Origin of the sequence: Caballeronia sp. LZ043, assembly GCF_031451075.1 — a bacterium.
Taxonomy (GTDB): Bacteria; Pseudomonadota; Gammaproteobacteria; order Burkholderiales; family Burkholderiaceae; genus Caballeronia.
The window spans coordinates 2276904-2293271 of record NZ_JARUXT010000001.1 but is presented as its reverse complement, the minus strand read 5'-3'; the positions used below and the strand labels follow the sequence as shown (position 1 = coordinate 2293271).

At 65.2% G+C, this 16368-nt stretch carries 15 protein-coding genes, 1 tRNA gene and 1 riboswitch; of the genes, 4 read left to right on the top strand and 12 right to left on the bottom strand.

Annotation, left to right across the window (positions count from 1 at the left end; genetic code table 11):
- Positions 1–10 precede the first annotated feature (10 nt).
- Positions 11–259: a hypothetical protein gene (locus tag QCE64_RS10445; protein ID WP_309930985.1), complete on the bottom strand. Its 249-nt coding sequence runs from the start codon at positions 257–259 to the stop codon at positions 11–13.
- 174 nt (positions 260–433) lie between these two features.
- On the opposite strand from QCE64_RS10445, the gene QCE64_RS10440 reads away from it, so the two are divergent.
- Entirely contained in the window at positions 434–1690 is a 1257-nt protein-coding gene (locus QCE64_RS10440; protein WP_310003695.1) for a DNA repair exonuclease, read from the top strand.
- A gap of 4 nt (positions 1691–1694) precedes the next feature.
- Positions 1695–5156: an AAA family ATPase gene (locus QCE64_RS10435; RefSeq protein WP_310003693.1), complete on the top strand. Its 3462-nt coding sequence runs from the start codon at positions 1695–1697 to the stop codon at positions 5154–5156.
- A gap of 22 nt (positions 5157–5178) precedes the next feature.
- Here the strand turns inward: QCE64_RS10435 and QCE64_RS10430 are convergent, their stop codons facing one another.
- From QCE64_RS10430 to ydfG, 11 genes are all read right to left on the bottom strand, one after another.
- Positions 5179–6003, bottom strand: coding sequence for a Sir2 family NAD-dependent protein deacetylase (locus tag QCE64_RS10430; RefSeq protein ID WP_309930979.1), 825 nt, complete (start codon positions 6001–6003; stop codon positions 5179–5181).
- Positions 6000–7097, bottom strand: coding sequence for a WYL domain-containing protein (locus tag QCE64_RS10425; protein WP_310003691.1), 1098 nt, complete (start codon positions 7095–7097; stop codon positions 6000–6002). Before QCE64_RS10425 ends, QCE64_RS10430 begins: the two co-directional genes overlap by 4 nt.
- 275 nt (positions 7098–7372) lie before the next feature.
- A tRNA-Lys gene (locus tag QCE64_RS10420) sits at positions 7373–7448 on the bottom strand.
- A 139-nt stretch (positions 7449–7587) separates the two neighbouring features.
- Entirely contained in the window at positions 7588–8337 is a 750-nt protein-coding gene (gene ybgF, locus QCE64_RS10415; protein ID WP_309918331.1) for a tol-pal system protein YbgF, read from the bottom strand.
- 35 nt (positions 8338–8372) lie between these two features.
- The gene (pal, locus tag QCE64_RS10410; RefSeq protein ID WP_309809705.1) at positions 8373–8879 is read right to left on the bottom strand and encodes a peptidoglycan-associated lipoprotein Pal; all 507 of its coding nucleotides are present in this window, start codon (positions 8877–8879) and stop codon (positions 8373–8375) included.
- 54 nt (positions 8880–8933) lie between these two features.
- On the bottom strand, positions 8934–10226 hold the full coding sequence (gene tolB / locus QCE64_RS10405; protein WP_309809704.1) for a Tol-Pal system beta propeller repeat protein TolB: 1293 nt from the start codon (positions 10224–10226) through the stop codon (positions 8934–8936).
- A 145-nt stretch (positions 10227–10371) separates the two neighbouring features.
- Complete coding sequence (tolA, locus tag QCE64_RS10400) at positions 10372–11490, bottom strand: cell envelope integrity protein TolA (protein ID WP_310003689.1); 1119 nt, start codon at positions 11488–11490, stop codon at positions 10372–10374.
- Positions 11487–11930 carry a protein TolR gene (gene tolR / locus QCE64_RS10395; RefSeq protein ID WP_309809701.1) on the bottom strand — a complete coding sequence of 148 codons (444 nt, stop codon included), beginning with the start codon at positions 11928–11930 and terminating at the stop codon, positions 11487–11489. The genes tolA and tolR overlap by 4 nt, the downstream gene beginning before the upstream one ends.
- A 14-nt stretch (positions 11931–11944) precedes the next feature.
- On the bottom strand, positions 11945–12622 hold the full coding sequence (gene tolQ, locus QCE64_RS10390) for a protein TolQ (protein WP_016346195.1): 678 nt from the start codon (positions 12620–12622) through the stop codon (positions 11945–11947).
- A gap of 175 nt (positions 12623–12797) precedes the next feature.
- Entirely contained in the window at positions 12798–13247 is a 450-nt protein-coding gene (gene ybgC, locus QCE64_RS10385; protein ID WP_309918326.1) for a tol-pal system-associated acyl-CoA thioesterase, read from the bottom strand.
- 127 nt (positions 13248–13374) lie between these two features.
- Positions 13375–14121, bottom strand: coding sequence for a bifunctional NADP-dependent 3-hydroxy acid dehydrogenase/3-hydroxypropionate dehydrogenase YdfG (gene ydfG, locus QCE64_RS10380; RefSeq protein ID WP_309809694.1), 747 nt, complete (start codon positions 14119–14121; stop codon positions 13375–13377).
- 206 nt (positions 14122–14327) lie between these two features.
- A riboswitch (ZMP/ZTP riboswitch) is annotated at positions 14328–14426 on the top strand.
- A 190-nt stretch (positions 14427–14616) separates the two neighbouring features.
- Here ydfG and glyA point away from each other — a divergent pair.
- On the top strand, positions 14617–15864 hold the full coding sequence (gene glyA, locus QCE64_RS10375; RefSeq protein ID WP_309930865.1) for a serine hydroxymethyltransferase: 1248 nt from the start codon (positions 14617–14619) through the stop codon (positions 15862–15864).
- Positions 15865–15882: 18 nt separating this feature from the next.
- A complete protein-coding gene (gene nrdR, locus QCE64_RS10370; protein WP_309809690.1) occupies positions 15883–16365 on the top strand; it encodes a transcriptional regulator NrdR in 483 nt (160 codons plus the stop codon).
- Positions 16366–16368 lie beyond the last annotated feature (3 nt).

Sequence of the window (16368 nt, the reverse complement as noted above, 5' to 3'; positions counted from 1 at the left end):
GAATCGGGCACTACTGTGCGCCGGCATCGGCGAGCCGGTTCATCAGGCGTTCGAGCCTTGCACGCTGGTCACGCTGAAGTCCACGCGTCGCGCTCACCTGGCACACGCGGCTGCGCCAGTAAGTCTGGCCAAACAGCGAATTCGCGCCTTCCGCCGAGAGCACGCGTTCCAGATGGCGGATCGCGGCATCGACGTTGCCCGGCGTGTACGGGCTCGTGATCGCGGCGTGTCGCTGGTGTCGTTCGAGTGTTTCGTTCATCGTTCTGGCCTCGTGTCGCGTTGATTCCGGACGGCTGATTCTGTGGGCCGCTCGGGACATCCGGCGTCCCGAACGGTCAGGGCACACCGGGACACGATTTGTCTGGAGCGGCTGTCAGAATCGACCGCCCGGTCCTCGCGGGCCGGCGGCAACCTTTCATCACGGAGACAGCGCATGCGCTTCATACACGCGGCGGACATCCATCTGGACAGCCCTCTGCACGGCTTGTCCGCCTACGCCGACGCACCCGCCGACATGCTGCGCAACGCCACGCGCGAGGCCTTCTCGAGGCTCGTTACGGTCGCGGTGGACGAGCAGGTCGACTTCATGATCATTGCCGGCGATCTTTACGACGGCACCTGGCGCGACCACAACACCGGCATCTTCTTTTGCCGCGAGATGGGCCGTCTGCGCCGCGCGGGCATTCCGGTGTATGTGCTGTTCGGCAACCACGACGCCGAAAGCGAAATGACGAGCCAGTTGCAGCTGCCGGACAACGTCCATACGTTCTCGGCGAGAAAGCCGCAGACCTTCCGCATCGACGCGCTCAAGGTCGCGCTGCACGGCCACAGCTTCAAGGAAAAGGCCGTCACGACGAACCTCGTCACCGCGTATCCGGCGCCGGTCGCGGGCTACTTCAACATCGGCGTGCTGCATACCGCGCTCGAAGGCGCCGCGCAGCACGCGAGCTACGCGCCGTGCTCGGTCGCGGAACTGCACGCGAAGCAGTATCACTACTGGGCGCTCGGGCACGTGCATGAATATGCGATCTGGCAGGATGCGTCGACCATCGTGTTTCCGGGCAATCTGCAAGGACGCAACATCCGCGAGACCGGGCGGCGCGGCGCCGTGCTGGTGACGGTGTCGGAGGCGGAAGAGGTGAGCGTCGAGCGGCTGTTCATCGACGTGCTGCGCTGGGAAGCCGTGAGCGTCGATGCCTCGCAGGCCGCGACGCTCGATGAAGTCGCGCGCGCGGTCGGCCGTGCGCTCGAAGCGCTGGTGGACGATGCGGCGTCGCCGGTGCCGCATGCCGTGCGCGTGACGATCACCGGTGCGACCCAGGCGCACGGCGAGCTGTTCGGACTCGCGACGCAATTGCGCGCCGAAGTGCTGGCGCAGATCGCGGCGATCAGCCATGACCGGCTGTGGCTGGAGAAGGTGAAAGTCGCGACCCGGCCGCTGTCGCAGGAAGTGCCCACGGCCGGACGCAGCGACGCGCTCGCCGACCTGCACGGCCTCCTGATCGAAGCGGAATCCGACCCGGAGTTTCTGGAGATGCTCAAGGAAAGACTGATCGTGCTGGCGACGCAGGCGCCGAGCGAGTTGCAGAAGGCCGTGCCCGAGCTCGAGCAGGTGCGCAACGGCGAACTGGCGGCGCTCGTGAGCGAGGTGCGCTCCGGGCTCATCGCGCAGCTGGCGGACGCGGAGTAAGCCCATGCGCATCGGCAGACTCGAACTCATCCGCTACGGCAAATTCACCGACCACGACGTGGATTTCCCGGTGGCGGAGCATGACTTTCATTTTGTCGTCGGTCCGAACGAGGCCGGCAAGTCGACCATCAAGAACGCCATTGCCGAGCTGCTGTTCGGCATGCCGCACAGCTCGCCGCTCGCGTTCGTGCATCCGCAGAGCGATCTGCGGCTCGGCGCGTCGCTCGAACTGGACGGCTCGGCGTTCGCGTTTCATCGCACGAAGAGCCGCAAGTCGTCGCTCACGGCGCCGAACGGCGACCCGCTCGCCGCCGACGCGCTCACGCCGTTCCTCGGCGCCGCCGACAAGCACTTTTTCGAGCAGATGTACTGCCTGAATCACGACGCGCTGCGGCGCGGCGGCGACGCCATTCTCGATGCCTCGAGCGATGTCGGGCAGGTGCTGTTCCAGTCGGCGGCGGGCATCGCGAGTCTTGGCGACGTGCGTCAGCGCCTCGCGGACGAAGCGGACCGGCTGTGGGCCCGGCGCAAGTCGGGCGATCGGGCGTATTACGCCGGTCTCAAGCAATTCGACGAAGCCAGCGCCGAGCTGAAGACGGCCAGCGTGCGCACGGCGCAATGGCGGCGCGCGCAGGGCGCGGTCGAGGAGGCTGAGGAGAAGCGCCGCGAACAGGACCTCCAGCGTGCGGCGCTCGAAGCGCAGCGCGGCCGGCTCGAACGCGTGAGGCGCGTGGCGCCGCATCTGAACGTGTGGCGCGAGAAGAGCGCCGAGTTGCGCGAGCTGGGCGAGGTGCGGGAGTTGCCGGCCGACGCCGGAGCGACGCTGCAGAATGCGCTGACGCGGCTGGCGTCCGCTGAACGGGCGGTCGAATTGCATGTGGCTGAAGCGGCGCGCTTGCAGATCGAAGCGGATACCATCCAGCCCGACCGGACAATGCTCGCCGCGCAGGCGCGCATTCGTGCGCTCGATGCCGCGCGCGAACGCACGGCGAATCACGCCGGCGAGATCGCGCGGCTGGAAAACGAAGTGGACATGCGGCTGCGGCAGGTCGCGCAGCACAGCGCGCAACTCGGCTGGCCGCAGGACGAAGCGGGCGCGCGTCACGCGCTGCCCGGCGCGCTCGTGCTCCAGACCCTGTCGAGCCTGATGCTGGAGCGCGGCGGATTGCAGCAAACGGCGCGCAACGCAGGGCAGGCCGCCGATGAAGCCGCGAAGCAGATCGATATGCTGAAGACGCGGCTGGCTGGAATCGACGGCGGCGAGGTGTCGCCGGCGTTGCGTGCCGCCTTGCGCGCGGCGCAGAAGTATCGCGATTCGGGCACCGAGCAACGGCGTCTCGAAGACGCGAAGCGCGAAGCCGAGCAGGCGCTCGACGCGGGTCTCGCCGCGCTCGGACGCTGGACGCGGCCGGTCGACGCGTTGCAGTCGATGACGCTGCCTGCGCAGGAGCGCATCGCGACGCTGCGGCGCGAGCGGCAGGAGCGGGCATCGCGCGTGACGCTCGCCGAGGATCGGCTGGACGAGGCGCGCGACGATCTGCGCGCGGCGCAGCATGCGCTGGACGAACTGGTCGAAACACACGACGTCGTGACCGCCGCCGAAGTGCGCGATGCCCGTGCGACGCGCGATGCCGCGTGGCACGCGATCCGTTCGGGCGAAGTTGCGCTTGCCGCGGGCGCGCCGGGCTTCGAGCAGCAGCTGCATGCATCGGACGGGCTGGCGGACCGCCAGTTGGGCTCGGTCGGGCAGGCGACGCAACTGACGGCGCTGAAGCGGCGCATCGTCAGCGCGGAAGAAACACTCGCGCGGCGTGAGGAAGCTGTGCGCGAAGCCGCGACCGCATTGACGCAGTTCGACGACGACTGGCGCGCGCTCGCCGTGCAGGCGGGCCTCGCGGAGATGCCGCTGGACGATGCGCCGGCGTGGATGGCATCGCGCGATGCGGTGCTGACGGCGGCGCAGGCGCTGCACGCACGCAGCGCGGAACTGACGCGCGAAGCCACCGATGCCGCCGCGCGCCGCGATGAACTCGCGCGTCAGTTGAGTGCATCCGGCGCACCGGAGGATCTGCACGCCGGTATCGATGCGCTGTGCGACAGCGCCGAGGCACGCATTGCCGCCATCGACGAAGCGGGCGTGACGCGGCGCAATCTCCAGGCACAGCTCGACGAAGCGCAGGCCGAACGCGGCGCACGCGAAGGCGCGGCCAAGGCGGCGCGTGAAGCGTTCGAGCGCTGGCAGCGGGACTGGACGGCGGCGCTCGACAAGGCAGGCCTCGCACGCGCCGTGGATTCGCAGGCGGCGGCCGAAACGGCGCTCGACATCGTGAAGCAGATCGGCGAGCAGTTGACGCACGTGGACGGCATTCGCAGCGGTCAGATCGAAGCCAGGCGCCACGCGCTTGCCACGCTCGATGCCGAGGCCGAGCAACTGGCGCAGGAACTCGACGCGTCGTTGACCGCAGCGGGCGCGTCGCGGATCGCGACGGAGCTGTCGGCGCGGCTCGATCGCGCCGTGGCCGCGCAGGCCGACAGCGATCGGCTGAAGAAGGAACATGCGGCGGCGGAGACGCAGGTGAGCCACGCGAGACTCGAAGTGGAGGAAGCGAAGGCCACGTTGCGGCCGCTCTACGAACTGGCGGCCGTGGACACGCCCGATGCGCTCGCGCCGCTGATCGCGCAATCGCATCAAAAGGGGCAGCTCAAGGCCGCCGCCGACGACGCGCGCGCCGCGCTCATCCAGGGCGGCGATGGCCTTGCGCTCGACGAGCTCGTCGCGGAAGTGGAGGGCGCGGACATGCCGAGCGTGGCGGCGGAACTGTCGCGGATCGGCGCGGCGCTGTCGGAGTCGGTGAATGCGGCGCACGACGTCGCGGCGGCGCTCGAAAGTGCGCGGCGCGAACTGGCGGCCATTTCTGGCGACGCCAACGCCGCGCGCGCCGAGGCGAAGCGGCAGGAAGCGCTGGCCGCCATGGCCGATGCCGCCGAACGTTTCGTCAAGGTCGAAACCGCTTCGACGCTGCTGAAATGGGCGATCGACCGTTATCGCGAACGCCGTCAGGGCCCGATGCTGTCGCGCGCCAGTGCGATCTTCGCCGAACTGACGCTCGGCAATTTCTCGCGGCTGGTCGTGGACTACGATCGCCAGCCGATGGCGCTCTCCGCGGTGCGAGTGAGCGGCGAGCATGTCGAGATCGGCGGAATGAGCGAGGGCACGCGCGACCAGCTGTATCTCGCGTTGCGCCTCGCGGCACTGGAGGAACATGGCGAGCGCGCAGCGTCGCTGCCATTCGTCGCCGACGACCTCTTCATCAACTTCGACGACGGCCGTGCGCGCGCCGGTCTGCGTGTGCTCGCGCAACTCGCGAAGCGTACCCAGGTGATCTTCCTGAGCCATCACGATCATCTGGTCGAGATCGTGCGCGAGGTGTTCGGGCCGCAGGTCAACGTGCGTTACATGGGCTGACGCGTCTTGCGCGTATCGTGCGTCAGGCGTCGTGCAGCAGGGCGTCGAGGCGCAGAAGCGCATTGCGCGCGCCATCCGCGATGCCGACACCCCGGTCCGGCGCAATGGCGTGCTCACGCGGATTGATGCGGATCACGCGCGATCCGTTGCGTTCGCTGAAGCGCCTGACCGTGGGCAGCGCACGCCCCGCGCCGAGTTCGACGACCACCAGCCGTTCGACGCCGTGCAGCCACGCAGCCAGCCGGCGTTCCTGTTGCGCCGAGCGCCGCTCGATCCAGTTCCAGTCGCCGAACATCAGGATGTTCGGTCGCGCCAGCGCATGACAACGCGGGCAGCGCGGCGGCGCATTGAGCAGTTCACAGCGCGCTTCATCGACGACGGGATCGAAGCCGTCCGCGGACCAGAGATCATGCGTGCAGGCGTCCAGGCATTGCAGCGTGTCGATCGCGCCGTGACATTCGGCGATGCGCTCCGGTGCAAAACCCGCGCGCTGGAACTGGCCATCGACATTGCTCGTGAATACGAACGCGCCGTGCGGCATGCGCGCCGCCCAGCGCTTCAGCAGGTGGAAGCCCTCATGCGGCTGCGTTGCCCGGTACAGCGCCAGCCGATGCCCGTAAAAGCCCCACGTCAGTTGCGGATGGCGCACGAAGCCCGCGGGATTGGCCATGTCCTCGAACGAGAAGCCGTGATGCCGCAGTGCCGGATACGCGCGCCAGAACCCTTCCGGTCCGCGAAAGTCCGGCAAGCCCGAGTCGACGCCCATGCCGGCGCCGGCGGTGACGAGCAGGCCATCGGCGGCGCGGATCCAGGCGGCGGCCTGGTCGAGCAGCGCGGTGTCGTTCATGGCGACGTGCCTTCGACATAACGGTTGGCGAGCTTGCGATAGTCTTGCGCGAATTCATCGCGCAGGGTCTGCGGCGCGAGGATCTCGACGTTCGCGCCGAGGGCGCGCAGCCACCAGCGCAGTTTCAGGCTCGGCGTGACGGTGCCGGAGATTTTCGTGCGGCCGTCGGGCAGGGTATCGATCTGCTGATCCTTCGACATCGGCGATTCGCGCAGCTGATTGCCGGCGTGGCCTTCGAAGGCGAGTTCGAGACGCACAGCGGGCTCGGGCAGGAAATCGAACACCTGCTGCGTCTCGATGTACTTGCGCAGCTTGAAGTCCTCGGGATAGGTGAAGGCCTCGCCGGATTCCGTCACCGAGCGAATCCGGTCGAGCCGATACAGCGTGCGCATCCATTCGGTTTCGCCTTTCTCGGGACGCGGCGCGCGCTTCGGATCCTGTGCGACCATGTACATCACGCCCGCCGATTCCACCAGCGCGAGCGGCCAGAGCGTGCGGGTCTTCGGTTCATCGGTCTGGCTGCCGCTTTCGTTCTTCTCGTTCTTTTCGCTCTTGTACGCGGGACGGTATTGCACGAGCAGTTCGCGCTCGAAGAAGGTCGCGGTCGCGACAGCCTGGAAGATCTCCGGACGCAGCTTCGGACGAATCAGCGTGAAGGCGCCATCGACGGAATCGATCTTGTCCGCCCACGCGCGATAGATGCGGCTGTCCTCTTTTTCCTGCGACAGCCGCGCCTCGGCGGCCTTGAAGAGCGGATCGATGTCGCGGGTCACGGCGTTCGGCAGCTTGTTGCCGGCGAAGCGCTGGAGGATATGGAACGCCACGGCCTCGGATGCGCTCATCAGTCCGACACCTTCCTGCAGACCGTGCAGCCAGGGCTTGCGTTGCCACAGCAGTTCGCGGCCGTTGAGCATCGAGACGACGCGGCCGTCCGCTTCGAGCGCCGTCAAGTGACGCTGCACCTTCTTCGTATAGCCGACGCGATGCCCGCGCTCCTCCAGACGGCGGCGAATTTCCGGCGTGGGAAGCCAGGCGGTGGCGTCCCGTTCGGTCGGCAGCACGCGGAGGATGGCTTCGTCGAGGCTGTTGGTCATGGCTTGGGCGAGTTGGGAACCGCGTTCGATTATAAGAAGCACCGGGACAGATTGTGTCCTGGTGCTCCGGCGGCACTCGCCGTGCTTCGATTTCAGATTGTTCTGGTGACGCCGCTCGATGGAAGCGGAAAGAATCCGCTCCCGGTCAGTTTATGGGTGGGGAACCGCTTTGCTATCGAGGGGCGACATCATGAGCAAGCGCGATCAAGTAGAAGTGTGCAAAGCGCTCACGCAAAAGAAAAGGGCTCAGCATGCGCTGAGCCCTTTGAATCTTTTGGTAGGCCGTACGGGATTCGAACCTGTGACCAACGGATTAAAAGTCCGCTGCTCTACCAGCTGAGCTAACGACCCAAAAGAGGCGAAATTATAATCTGCGAATTGGATTTTTGTCAACCAAACCGCATCGCAAACCGGCCAATGTCCTCAGAAAAAACGCCTGCGGCATGACTTCCCGCAGGCGTTCTCTCTCATTGCTTGCAGCAGCCCTCGATCACTTTACCTGCGACATCTTGCTCTGCGCCGTCGTCGCGACTTCCGTACCGGAGTATTGCGAGATGATCTGCTGGAGCGTCTGCTTGGCAGCCGCTTTCTGGCCTTGCTCGATCTGGTTGTTTGCGATCGCAAGCAGCGCTTCGGGTGCTCGCGGATGCGTCGGATAACTCTTCACCAGGTTCTGCCAGACCGCAGTCGATCCCTTGTAGTCGCGCTGGGCATAGAGCGCGTTGCCGAGCCAGTACTGCGCCGTCGGCTGATACGGGCTCTGCGGATACTTCGCCACGAACGTCTTGAACGACGCCGCGGCGTTCTTGTAATCGCCGCTACGGAATTGAGTCGACGCCGCGTTGAACGCTTCCGTCTCGCCGGGCTGCACCGAACCGGTCATGCCGTCGATCGTCTCCTGTTGCGGCTCGAATTTCTTCAGGCGCGAGTCGAGATCGGCGTAATAGTCCTTCTGCTGCTTTTGCAGCGTCACGACCTGGTTGGTCAGATCCTCGTTCTGCCCGCGAACCGTCGCGACCTGTTGATTCAACTGGTCGATGCGGTTCTGCTGATCGAGGATCGTGCGTTGCGCGGCCTGCAACTGATTCGACAGACTGTCGGTTTTCGTGCGCAGGTCGAGCACGGCCTTGCGCGCTTCGTTGTCGTCGAAGACGCCGGCGTGCGCGGGCACGCCGAACATCGTCGAACCCACCACGCAAGCGGCTGCGGCAGCGCGCAGCAAGGGAAAGCGATACAACATAGAGCGACTCACCCGTGACAGGTTACGTTACGTGATTACTGCTGGTATGCGAGATCCGCACGGCGGTTCTGCGCGTACGACGCTTCGTCGTGACCCGTCGCCATCGGCTTTTCCTTGCCGAGGCTCACGGCTTCCATTTGCGAATCGGCCACGCCCATCAGCGACATCGCGCGACGCACGGCTTCCGCACGCTTCTGGCCGAGCGCCAGGTTGTACTCGCTCGTGCCGCGTTCGTCGGTGTTGCCCTGGATCAGGACGTGACGCTCCGGATGGCTCTTCAGATACGACGAGTGTTGTTGCAGCAGCGGCTGATAGTCGTCCTTCACGGCGTAGCTGTCGAAGTCGAAGAAAATGCTGCGCTTGGCGAGCGGGCTGTTCGGGTCGTTCAACGGGTCGATGTTGACCTGCTTCACGTCCGTCGGGTTCGGCTGCGTGCCGACTGCACCCTTGTTCTGGCCTTCGTCGAGCTTCACGCCCGAGTGACAAGCCGCCAATGCGCCGACCATCGCAACTGCCAGGCCGATACGAAGTTTCGACATCATGGTACCTCTCCTTGTGTTGTAGCTGAACGTTGTATGTGAACGTTATTGCTGGACTTATTGCATGAACGGACCCCAGGACGGCTCGCGCACCGCACCGCCCTGTACTGACAAGACTTGCCGCGTGCGACCATCGGTCGATACGGCTGCCAACACGCCACGTCCGTTCACTTGGGTGGCGTAGAGGATGTACTGACCATTCGCCGCGAAGCTCGGCGATTCGTCATGCGTCGTGTCGGTCAGCCCCGTTGCCGTGCCGGACGCGAGGTCCAGCAAGTACAGCTTGAAGCCGCCGCCAGTGCGCGAAATGTACGCGAGTTGCTTGCCGTCCGGGCTCACGCGCGGGCTCGTGTTGTACGCGCCGGTGAACGTGACCCGCTGGGCCGCGCCGGCGCTTTCACCTGCCGCCGGCATCTTGTAGATCTGCGGCTGGCCGCCGCGATCGCTCGTGAAATAAATCGAGTTGCCATCAGGAGAGTAGAACGGCTCGGTGTCGATCGAGCTGCCCTGGGTCAGACGGCGCAGGCCGGAGCCGTCTGCATTGACTTCGAAAATCTGCGTGTTGCCGGTGCGCGAGAGCGCGACCGCGAGCTTGCGGCCGTCAGGCGACCACGCCGGGGCGCTGTTGTTGCCCTTCTGGTTCGACACGACCACGCGACGCCCCGTCGGCAGATCGTGGATGTACACCACCGGCTTCTTGCGCTCGAACGACACGTACGCGACCTTCGTGCCGTCCGGCGACCATGCCGGGGAGATGATCGGCTCGGGGCTGGAGAGGGCGATCTTCGCGTCCTGACCATCCGAATCGGAAATCTGCAACTGGTAGCGGCCGCCCGTCTGGATGACATAGGACAGACGCGTGGCGAACACGCCGCGGCCGCCGAGCAGCTTGGCGTAGATGTAGTCGGCGATCTTGTGCGCGCTCATGCGCAGGCCGCTTTCGGCGCTGACGAGCGACAGGCCGCCGAGGTTCTGCTGCTTGACCGTGTCGTAGAGACGGAAGCGCACTTCGTATTGACCGTTCGGCAGCTTGTTCACGCTGCCCGATACGAACGCGTCCGCGCCCTTGGCCTTCCAGGCGCCGAGATCGACCGTGTCGCCTTCGGAGACGGGCGTGCTGCCCGCGTCGATGTTCGTGAACTTGCCGCTGCGCTGCAGATCCTGGCGGATGATCGCGCTGACCTGCTGCGGCGAACTCGCTTCATTGGCGAAGTTGGCCGTGGCGATCGGGAATTGCGTGGAGCCGACGCCGGTCACGAGTACGTTCAACTGGGCGTGTGCGGCAGTGCCGGCTGCGATCAGGCAGGACGCGACCAGCGTTCTCAGGCCAAGCTTCGTCATCAAACTCATGCTGTATAGGTTCCAGAAAAAAGCGTTTTCAAGTGTCCGCGGATTGCAGAACAGACCCGCGGACGCACGATTCGTTCCCGCTGCTTAATGCAGGCTTTCAACGCGCCTTGGCTGCTGTTGCCTTGGCATCGCGTGTTCTGCGTCATCAGCTTCCGGCCGGGCGCAGCGTGATCGTGAAGTGATCGGGCGCCTTGCCGTCGGTGTCGACGGGCATCGGATCCGATCGTTGCACCGCGCGCAATGCCGCCTGATCCCATTGCTCGTTGCCGCTCGAGCGCGTGATGTTCGCCGACAGCAACGTGCCCGACGGCGAGCAGCGCACCGACACGACCGTCTCCAGTCCGGCGGTCTCACCCGCCCACACGATGTTCGGCCGCACGCGGCGCTGCACCTTCTCCGCATAGCCCGGCGAGGTTGCATTGCCGCCCGCGCCCTTGCCGGTGCCGCTCTTGGCAAGCCCTTCGCCGCTCGACGCCGTGCCGCCGCCCAGTTGACCCTGCAACTGCGCGAGGCGTGCCTTGCGCTCTGCATCGACCTTGGCCTTGGCTTCGGCGGCCGCCTTGGCTTTCGCATCGGCAGCGGCCTTGGCTTTCGCATCGGCGGCAGCCTTGGCCTTGGCGTCGGCTTCAGCCTTTGCCTTGGCTTCCTGCTGTTCCTTCAACTGCTCCTGCTTCTGTTCCTGCTTCTGCGCCTCGGCTTGCTGCTGGCGCTGCTTGTCCTGCTGTGCTTTCTGTTGTTGCTGCTTCTGCAATTCGGCCTGACGTTGCTGCTCGATCTGCTTCTGCTTGTCCTGCATCGCTTTCTGCTGCGCGGCCGCGGCTGCGGCGGCTTGCGCGGCCTGCTGCTGGCGCTTCGCTTCCGCTTCCTGCTGGGCCTGTTCCTGCTGGCGACGCTGTTCGGCCAGCTGCGCCTCGCGCGCGGCGGCTTCCTGTTGCTTGCGTTTCTTTTCCTGCAGCGCGATGTCCGCGTCTTCGTCCTTCGCGGGCGGCGGCGGCGGCGGCGCCTTCACTTGCGGGACGGGCGGCGTGGGGGTGGGGCGGGGCGTCGGCGCGGGCGTGTCGGGGAGTTCGGTCCAGATCTCTGCTTCGGCGCCGGCGGGCGTGTTGTTCTGCCAGTTGATGCCGTGATACAGCAGCCAGATGAGCAGCAGATGCATCAGCGCGGCCAGCGCGAACGCGCGGCCCGTGCCGCGCTCGCGCGGCGGGCGGAGAGGGCGTGCGGACGCGCCGCGCGCTGGCTGATGCTTGTTCTGCGACACGGTCATTGCGATTTGACGAGCAAGCCGACGCGCTTCACGCCGCGCGACTTCATATCGGACATCACGTTCATGACGACCTCGTACTTCACCGTCTTGTCGGCGGCGATCACGACGGGCTGGTCAGGATGCGACTCCTGGCGGTTCAGCACGAACGTGTTGAGATCGTCCTTGGTCATCTTCTGCTCTTGCGTGGCGCCGTCGTCGTTCTTGTAGCGGACGTTCATGCTGCCGTCGGCCTTGATGTTGATGACGACCGGCGGTTGCTGTTCCTGCGGTTGCGCATTGCCGACGGTCGGCAGATTGATGATCGAAGGCGAAACGAGCGGCGCCGTCACCATGAAGATGACGAGCAGCACGAGCATCACGTCGATGTACGGCACGACATTGATGTCGGCCATGGCGCGGCGCGAACTGCCGCGCATGCTGGAACGAATCGGGCCTGCCATCGAGGACTCCTTTCTCAGTGCGCCTGACGCTGCAGGATGTTCGAGAACTCTTCGATGAAGGTCTCGAAGCGGATCGCCAGGCGATCGATGTCATGCGCGTAGCGGTTGTAGGCGACCACGGCCGGAATCGCGGCGAACAGGCCGATGGCGGTTGCGACGAGCGCTTCGGCGATGCCCGGCGCGACGTTCGCGAGCGTGGCCTGCTGCACGTTGGCGAGGCCGCGGAACGAATTCATGATTCCCCAGACCGTGCCGAACAGACCGATATACGGACTCACCGAACCGACCGACGCGAGGAACGCGAGATTCGCTTCCAGCACGTCCATTTCGCGCTGGAAGGCGGCGCGCATGGCGCGGCGGGAACCGTCGAGGATCGCGCCCGGATCGGTGATGCGGCGCTCCTTGCCCTTCAGGAATTCGCGCATGCCGGATTCAAAGATACGCTCCAGCGCGCCGATGGTGTGGCGATTGTTGGCTGCGCTCTGATAAAGCGCCTGCAGGTCGCCGCCCGACCAGAAATCGCGCTCGAAACGCTCGGTCTGCGCACGTGCGCGGCGAATGGCAAACCATTTGCGGAAGATGAAAGTCCAGGACAGGAGCGACAGCAGCAGGAGCAGCGCCATCACCGCCTGCGCGAGCAGGCTCGCGTGAATGACGAGGGAAACGATTGACAGGTCTTGAGTATTGTTCATAAAGGTCCGCTGTAACGTCCCGAACGGGGCGTCCGGTCAAAGCGTCATGCTTTCGTGAAACGAATGTGAATAAAACGAAAGCCGCGCCGTGGCCGGCTCGTGTTCAGTAGTGCTTCCTCTGTTGCACGGTGCATCGACCGTCTGGAGGTGCGACAAGTTCATGGGTCAGGTTCGGTCAGGTTGGGTCAGGACCGGCGCTGCGCCTGGCGGCGTGCGGGCCGCGCCGCAGTCCGTCGGTCACTGCGTCGGGAATCGCGACCGGACGGATCGATGCGCGCGCCACCGACGCGACGCGAATGTCGCCGGTCGCTAGCAGCACGCCGTCGCGCCACGCTTCCTGATGAAAATCTACCGATGCGCGTCCGAGTCGTTCGATGCGGCTCTCGATCCGGATGACATCGTCCAGACGTGCCGGCGACGAGTACTCGACGGACGTGCGCCTCACGACGAACACGATGCCTTCGGACTCGGCGAGAACCTGCTGGTCGATGCCGCAAGCGCGCAGCCATTCGGTGCGCGCCCGCTCGAAAAACTTCAGGTAGTTCGCGTAGAAGACGATGCCGCCGGCGTCGGTGTCCTCGTAATACACCCGAATCGGCCACTCGAAGGTCAACGGATCACTCACCTGTGTGCTGCCTTGCACGCGCCGTGGCAGGTCAGACCGCCCCGGCTCGCTTTTTGACAAATATTCATCGGCGGCATTTTACCGGAAGCGGACGCGACACCGCCAAATCCTTAGGCGGATCCGCGATTCAGGCGCGGTGAATTTGCAACGGTGCGAAGCTTTGCGCGATCGGCATGATCTCGATTGCGTTGACGTTCACATGCGCGGGGCGCGTGGCGATCCAGTAAATGGAGTCGGCAATGTCCTCGGGCGTGAGTGCCTGCGTGTTCTTGTATACAGTGTCCGCCTTCGCGTCATCGCCCTTGAAGCGCACGTTCGAGAACTCGGTGCCGCCCACGAGTCCTGGCTCGATGTCGGTCACGCGCAGCGCGGTGCCTGCGACATCGGCGCGCAGGTTCAGGCTGAATTGCCGCACGAACGCCTTGGTGGCGCCGTAGACGTTGCCGCCCGCATACGGATAGGTGCCCGCGACCGAGCCCATGTTGAACACGTGACCGCGATTGCGCTGGACCATGCCAGGCAGGATCGCGTGCGTGATCGTCACAAGGCCCGTGCAGTTGGTGTCGATCATGTTCTTCCAGTCGTCGAGACTGGCGCGCTGCGCGGGCTCCAGGCCGAGCGCGAGGCCGGCGTTGTTGACCAGCACGTCGATCTGGGCAAAGGCCTCGGGCAGTGAAGCGATGGCGTTCCGGACGGCGGCTTCGTCGCGGACATCGAGTTCGAGCGGCAGGAGGGCATCGCCGAGTTCCTTCGACAGCGCGACGAGCCTGTCCTTGCGGCGCGCCGCGGCGATCACGCGATGGCCGCCCTTGACGAAGGTGCGGGCAATGGCAGCGCCGAAGCCGGCGGATGCACCGGTGACGAAGACGATCATGGGCGGACTCCGGATGAGGTTGAATGTGCAGAGCCGGAGCAAATAGGGACGCGCGTCCGGCAACGGCGCAAAGGGTACTTCCATTGATGCATCGCGGCAAGCAATCACGGGTGCGAACGATCGTGCTTTAAGCGCCGTCCCGCGCCATCTGGCGGGCCTGGGGAGCCGGTTGCCTAAAGCGGGGCCGCCCATTACACTACAACGCTCAAACCCCGCGTGACTGGCGATAGAATCTTCGGATTCAAGGTGGAGCGACCCACCAGGAAGCGCGGAGCGTCGTTTTGCCGTTCGCCTGGGCAGCTGAGATCCGCACGCCGTTGCTGCGTTGCCGGTGGCTGTCCGCCTTGCGAAATCGGATTTTTCCCTCATCCGTCGCGCCTGGACATCCTCGGTGTCCAGCGTCCCCTGCGTCTGCCTTGAAGTCTGCTTTGAAGTCAACTTCGAACATGGCGCGCGCGCGATCCGGTCAACCTGTATTGAACTCACGGAAAACGTATGTTTGACAGAGCCGAAAGTACCCTCGCCAAAGTCGATCCCGAACTGCTCAAGGCGATCGAGCAGGAAAACCGCCGCCAGGAAGATCACATCGAACTGATCGCGTCGGAAAACTACACCTCGCCGGCGGTCATGGCCGCGCAAGGTTCGCAACTCACCAACAAATACGCCGAAGGCTATCCGGGCAAGCGCTATTACGGCGGTTGTGAGTACGTGGATGTGGTGGAGCAGCTCGCCATCGACCGCGTGAAGCAGCTGTTCGGCGCGGAAGCGGCGAACGTGCAGCCGAACTCCGGTTCGCAGGCCAACCAGGGCGTGTTCTTCGCGGTGCTCAAGCCGGGCGACACGATCATGGGCATGAGCCTCGCCGAAGGCGGCCACCTGACGCACGGCTCGCCCGTGAACATGTCGGGCAAGTGGTTCAACGTCGTGAGCTACGGCCTGAACGAAGCTGAAGACATCGACTACGAAAAGACCGAAGCGCTCGCCAAGGAACACAAGCCGAAGCTGATCGTCGCGGGCGCTTCGGCGTTTGCGCTGAAGATCGACTTCGAGCGTCTTTCGAAGATCGCCAAGAGCGTCGGCGCCTACTTCATGGTGGACATGGCGCACTATGCCGGCCTGGTTGCCGCCGGCGTGTATCCGAACCCGGTGCCGCACGCCGACTTCGTCACCACGACCACGCACAAGAGCCTGCGCGGCCCGCGCGGCGGCGTGATCCTGATGAAGGCCGAGTTCGAAAAGCAGATCAACTCGGCGATTTTCCCGGGCATCCAGGGCGGTCCGCTGATGCACGTGATTGCCGCCAAGGCCGTTGCGTTCAAGGAAGCGCTCTCGCCGGAGTTCAAGACCTATCAGCAGGCCGTGGTCGAGAACGCGCGCGTGCTGGCGGAAACGCTGGTGAAGCGTGGCCTGCGCATTGTCTCGGGCCGGACGGAAAGCCACGTGATGCTGGTCGACCTGCGCGCGAAGAAGATCACGGGTAAGGCTGCTGAAGCCGCGCTCGGCGCCGCGCACATCACGGTCAACAAGAACGCCATTCCGAACGATCCGGAAAAGCCGTTCGTCACGAGCGGCGTGCGTCTCGGCTCGCCGGCCATGACCACGCGCGGCTTCGGCACGAAGGAAGCGGAGCTGGTGGGCAACCTGATCGCCGACGTGCTCGACAACCCGGAAGACCAGGCGAACCTCGAGCGCGTGCGCGCTCAGGTGTCCGACCTGACCAAGCGTTTCCCGGTCTACCGTTAATCTGCGAGTCCGACGCTCATGCGCTGCCCGTTCTGCCGACACGAAGACACCCAGGTCGTGGATTCTCGCGTGTCGGAGGACGGCGCGGCGATCCGGCGCCGGCGCCGCTGTCCCGCGTGCGACAAGCGCTTCACCACGTATGAACGGGTGGAGCTGGCGCTGCCCTCGGTCGTCAAGAAGGATGGCAGCCGCGTGGAGTTCGACCGGCGCAAGATCGTTTCCAGCATGCAGCTCGCGCTCCGGAAGCGGCCCGTTGCGGCGGATGCAGTGGATGCCTCCGTCGCGCGCATCGAGTATCAGCTGCTCGGCAGCGGCGAGCGCGAAGTGCAGAGCGAGCGGCTCGGCGAACTCGTCATGAACGAGTTGCGCCAGCTCGACACCATTGCCTACGTTCGTTTTGCTTCCGTCTACAAGCGTTTCGAGGATGTCTCCGAATTCGAGGACGTGCTCGAGGAATTCCGGCGTGCCGCGCCGAAGAAAACCACCACGCGCAAGCGCTGATTT

Excerpts from the sequence above, each read along its gene's own strand:
- tolR (WP_309809701.1), bottom strand. The coding sequence starts at position 11,930 with ATGGCAGGCCCGATTCGTTCCAGCATGCGCGGCAGTTCGCGCCGCGCC.
- ydfG (WP_309809694.1), bottom strand. The coding sequence starts at position 14,121 with ATGATCGTCTTCGTCACCGGTGCATCCGCCGGCTTCGGCGCTGCCATT.
- pal (WP_309809705.1), bottom strand. The coding sequence starts at position 8,879 with ATGATGTCGAAACTTCGTATCGGCCTGGCAGTTGCGATGGTCGGCGCA.
- tolB (WP_309809704.1), bottom strand. The coding sequence starts at position 10,226 with ATGAGTTTGATGACGAAGCTTGGCCTGAGAACGCTGGTCGCGTCCTGC.
- tolQ (WP_016346195.1), bottom strand. The coding sequence starts at position 12,622 with ATGAACAATACTCAAGACCTGTCAATCGTTTCCCTCGTCATTCACGCG.
- QCE64_RS10445 (WP_309930985.1), bottom strand. The coding sequence starts at position 259 with ATGAACGAAACACTCGAACGACACCAGCGACACGCCGCGATCACGAGC.
- glyA (WP_309930865.1), top strand. The coding sequence starts at position 14,617 with ATGTTTGACAGAGCCGAAAGTACCCTCGCCAAAGTCGATCCCGAACTG.
- QCE64_RS10430 (WP_309930979.1), bottom strand. The coding sequence starts at position 6,003 with ATGAACGACACCGCGCTGCTCGACCAGGCCGCCGCCTGGATCCGCGCC.
- QCE64_RS10435 (WP_310003693.1), top strand. The coding sequence starts at position 1,695 with ATGCGCATCGGCAGACTCGAACTCATCCGCTACGGCAAATTCACCGAC.
- nrdR (WP_309809690.1), top strand. The coding sequence starts at position 15,883 with ATGCGCTGCCCGTTCTGCCGACACGAAGACACCCAGGTCGTGGATTCT.
- tolA (WP_310003689.1), bottom strand. The coding sequence starts at position 11,490 with ATGACCGTGTCGCAGAACAAGCATCAGCCAGCGCGCGGCGCGTCCGCA.
- ybgF (WP_309918331.1), bottom strand. The coding sequence starts at position 8,337 with ATGTTGTATCGCTTTCCCTTGCTGCGCGCTGCCGCAGCCGCTTGCGTG.
- QCE64_RS10425 (WP_310003691.1), bottom strand. The coding sequence starts at position 7,097 with ATGACCAACAGCCTCGACGAAGCCATCCTCCGCGTGCTGCCGACCGAA.
- QCE64_RS10440 (WP_310003695.1), top strand. The coding sequence starts at position 434 with ATGCGCTTCATACACGCGGCGGACATCCATCTGGACAGCCCTCTGCAC.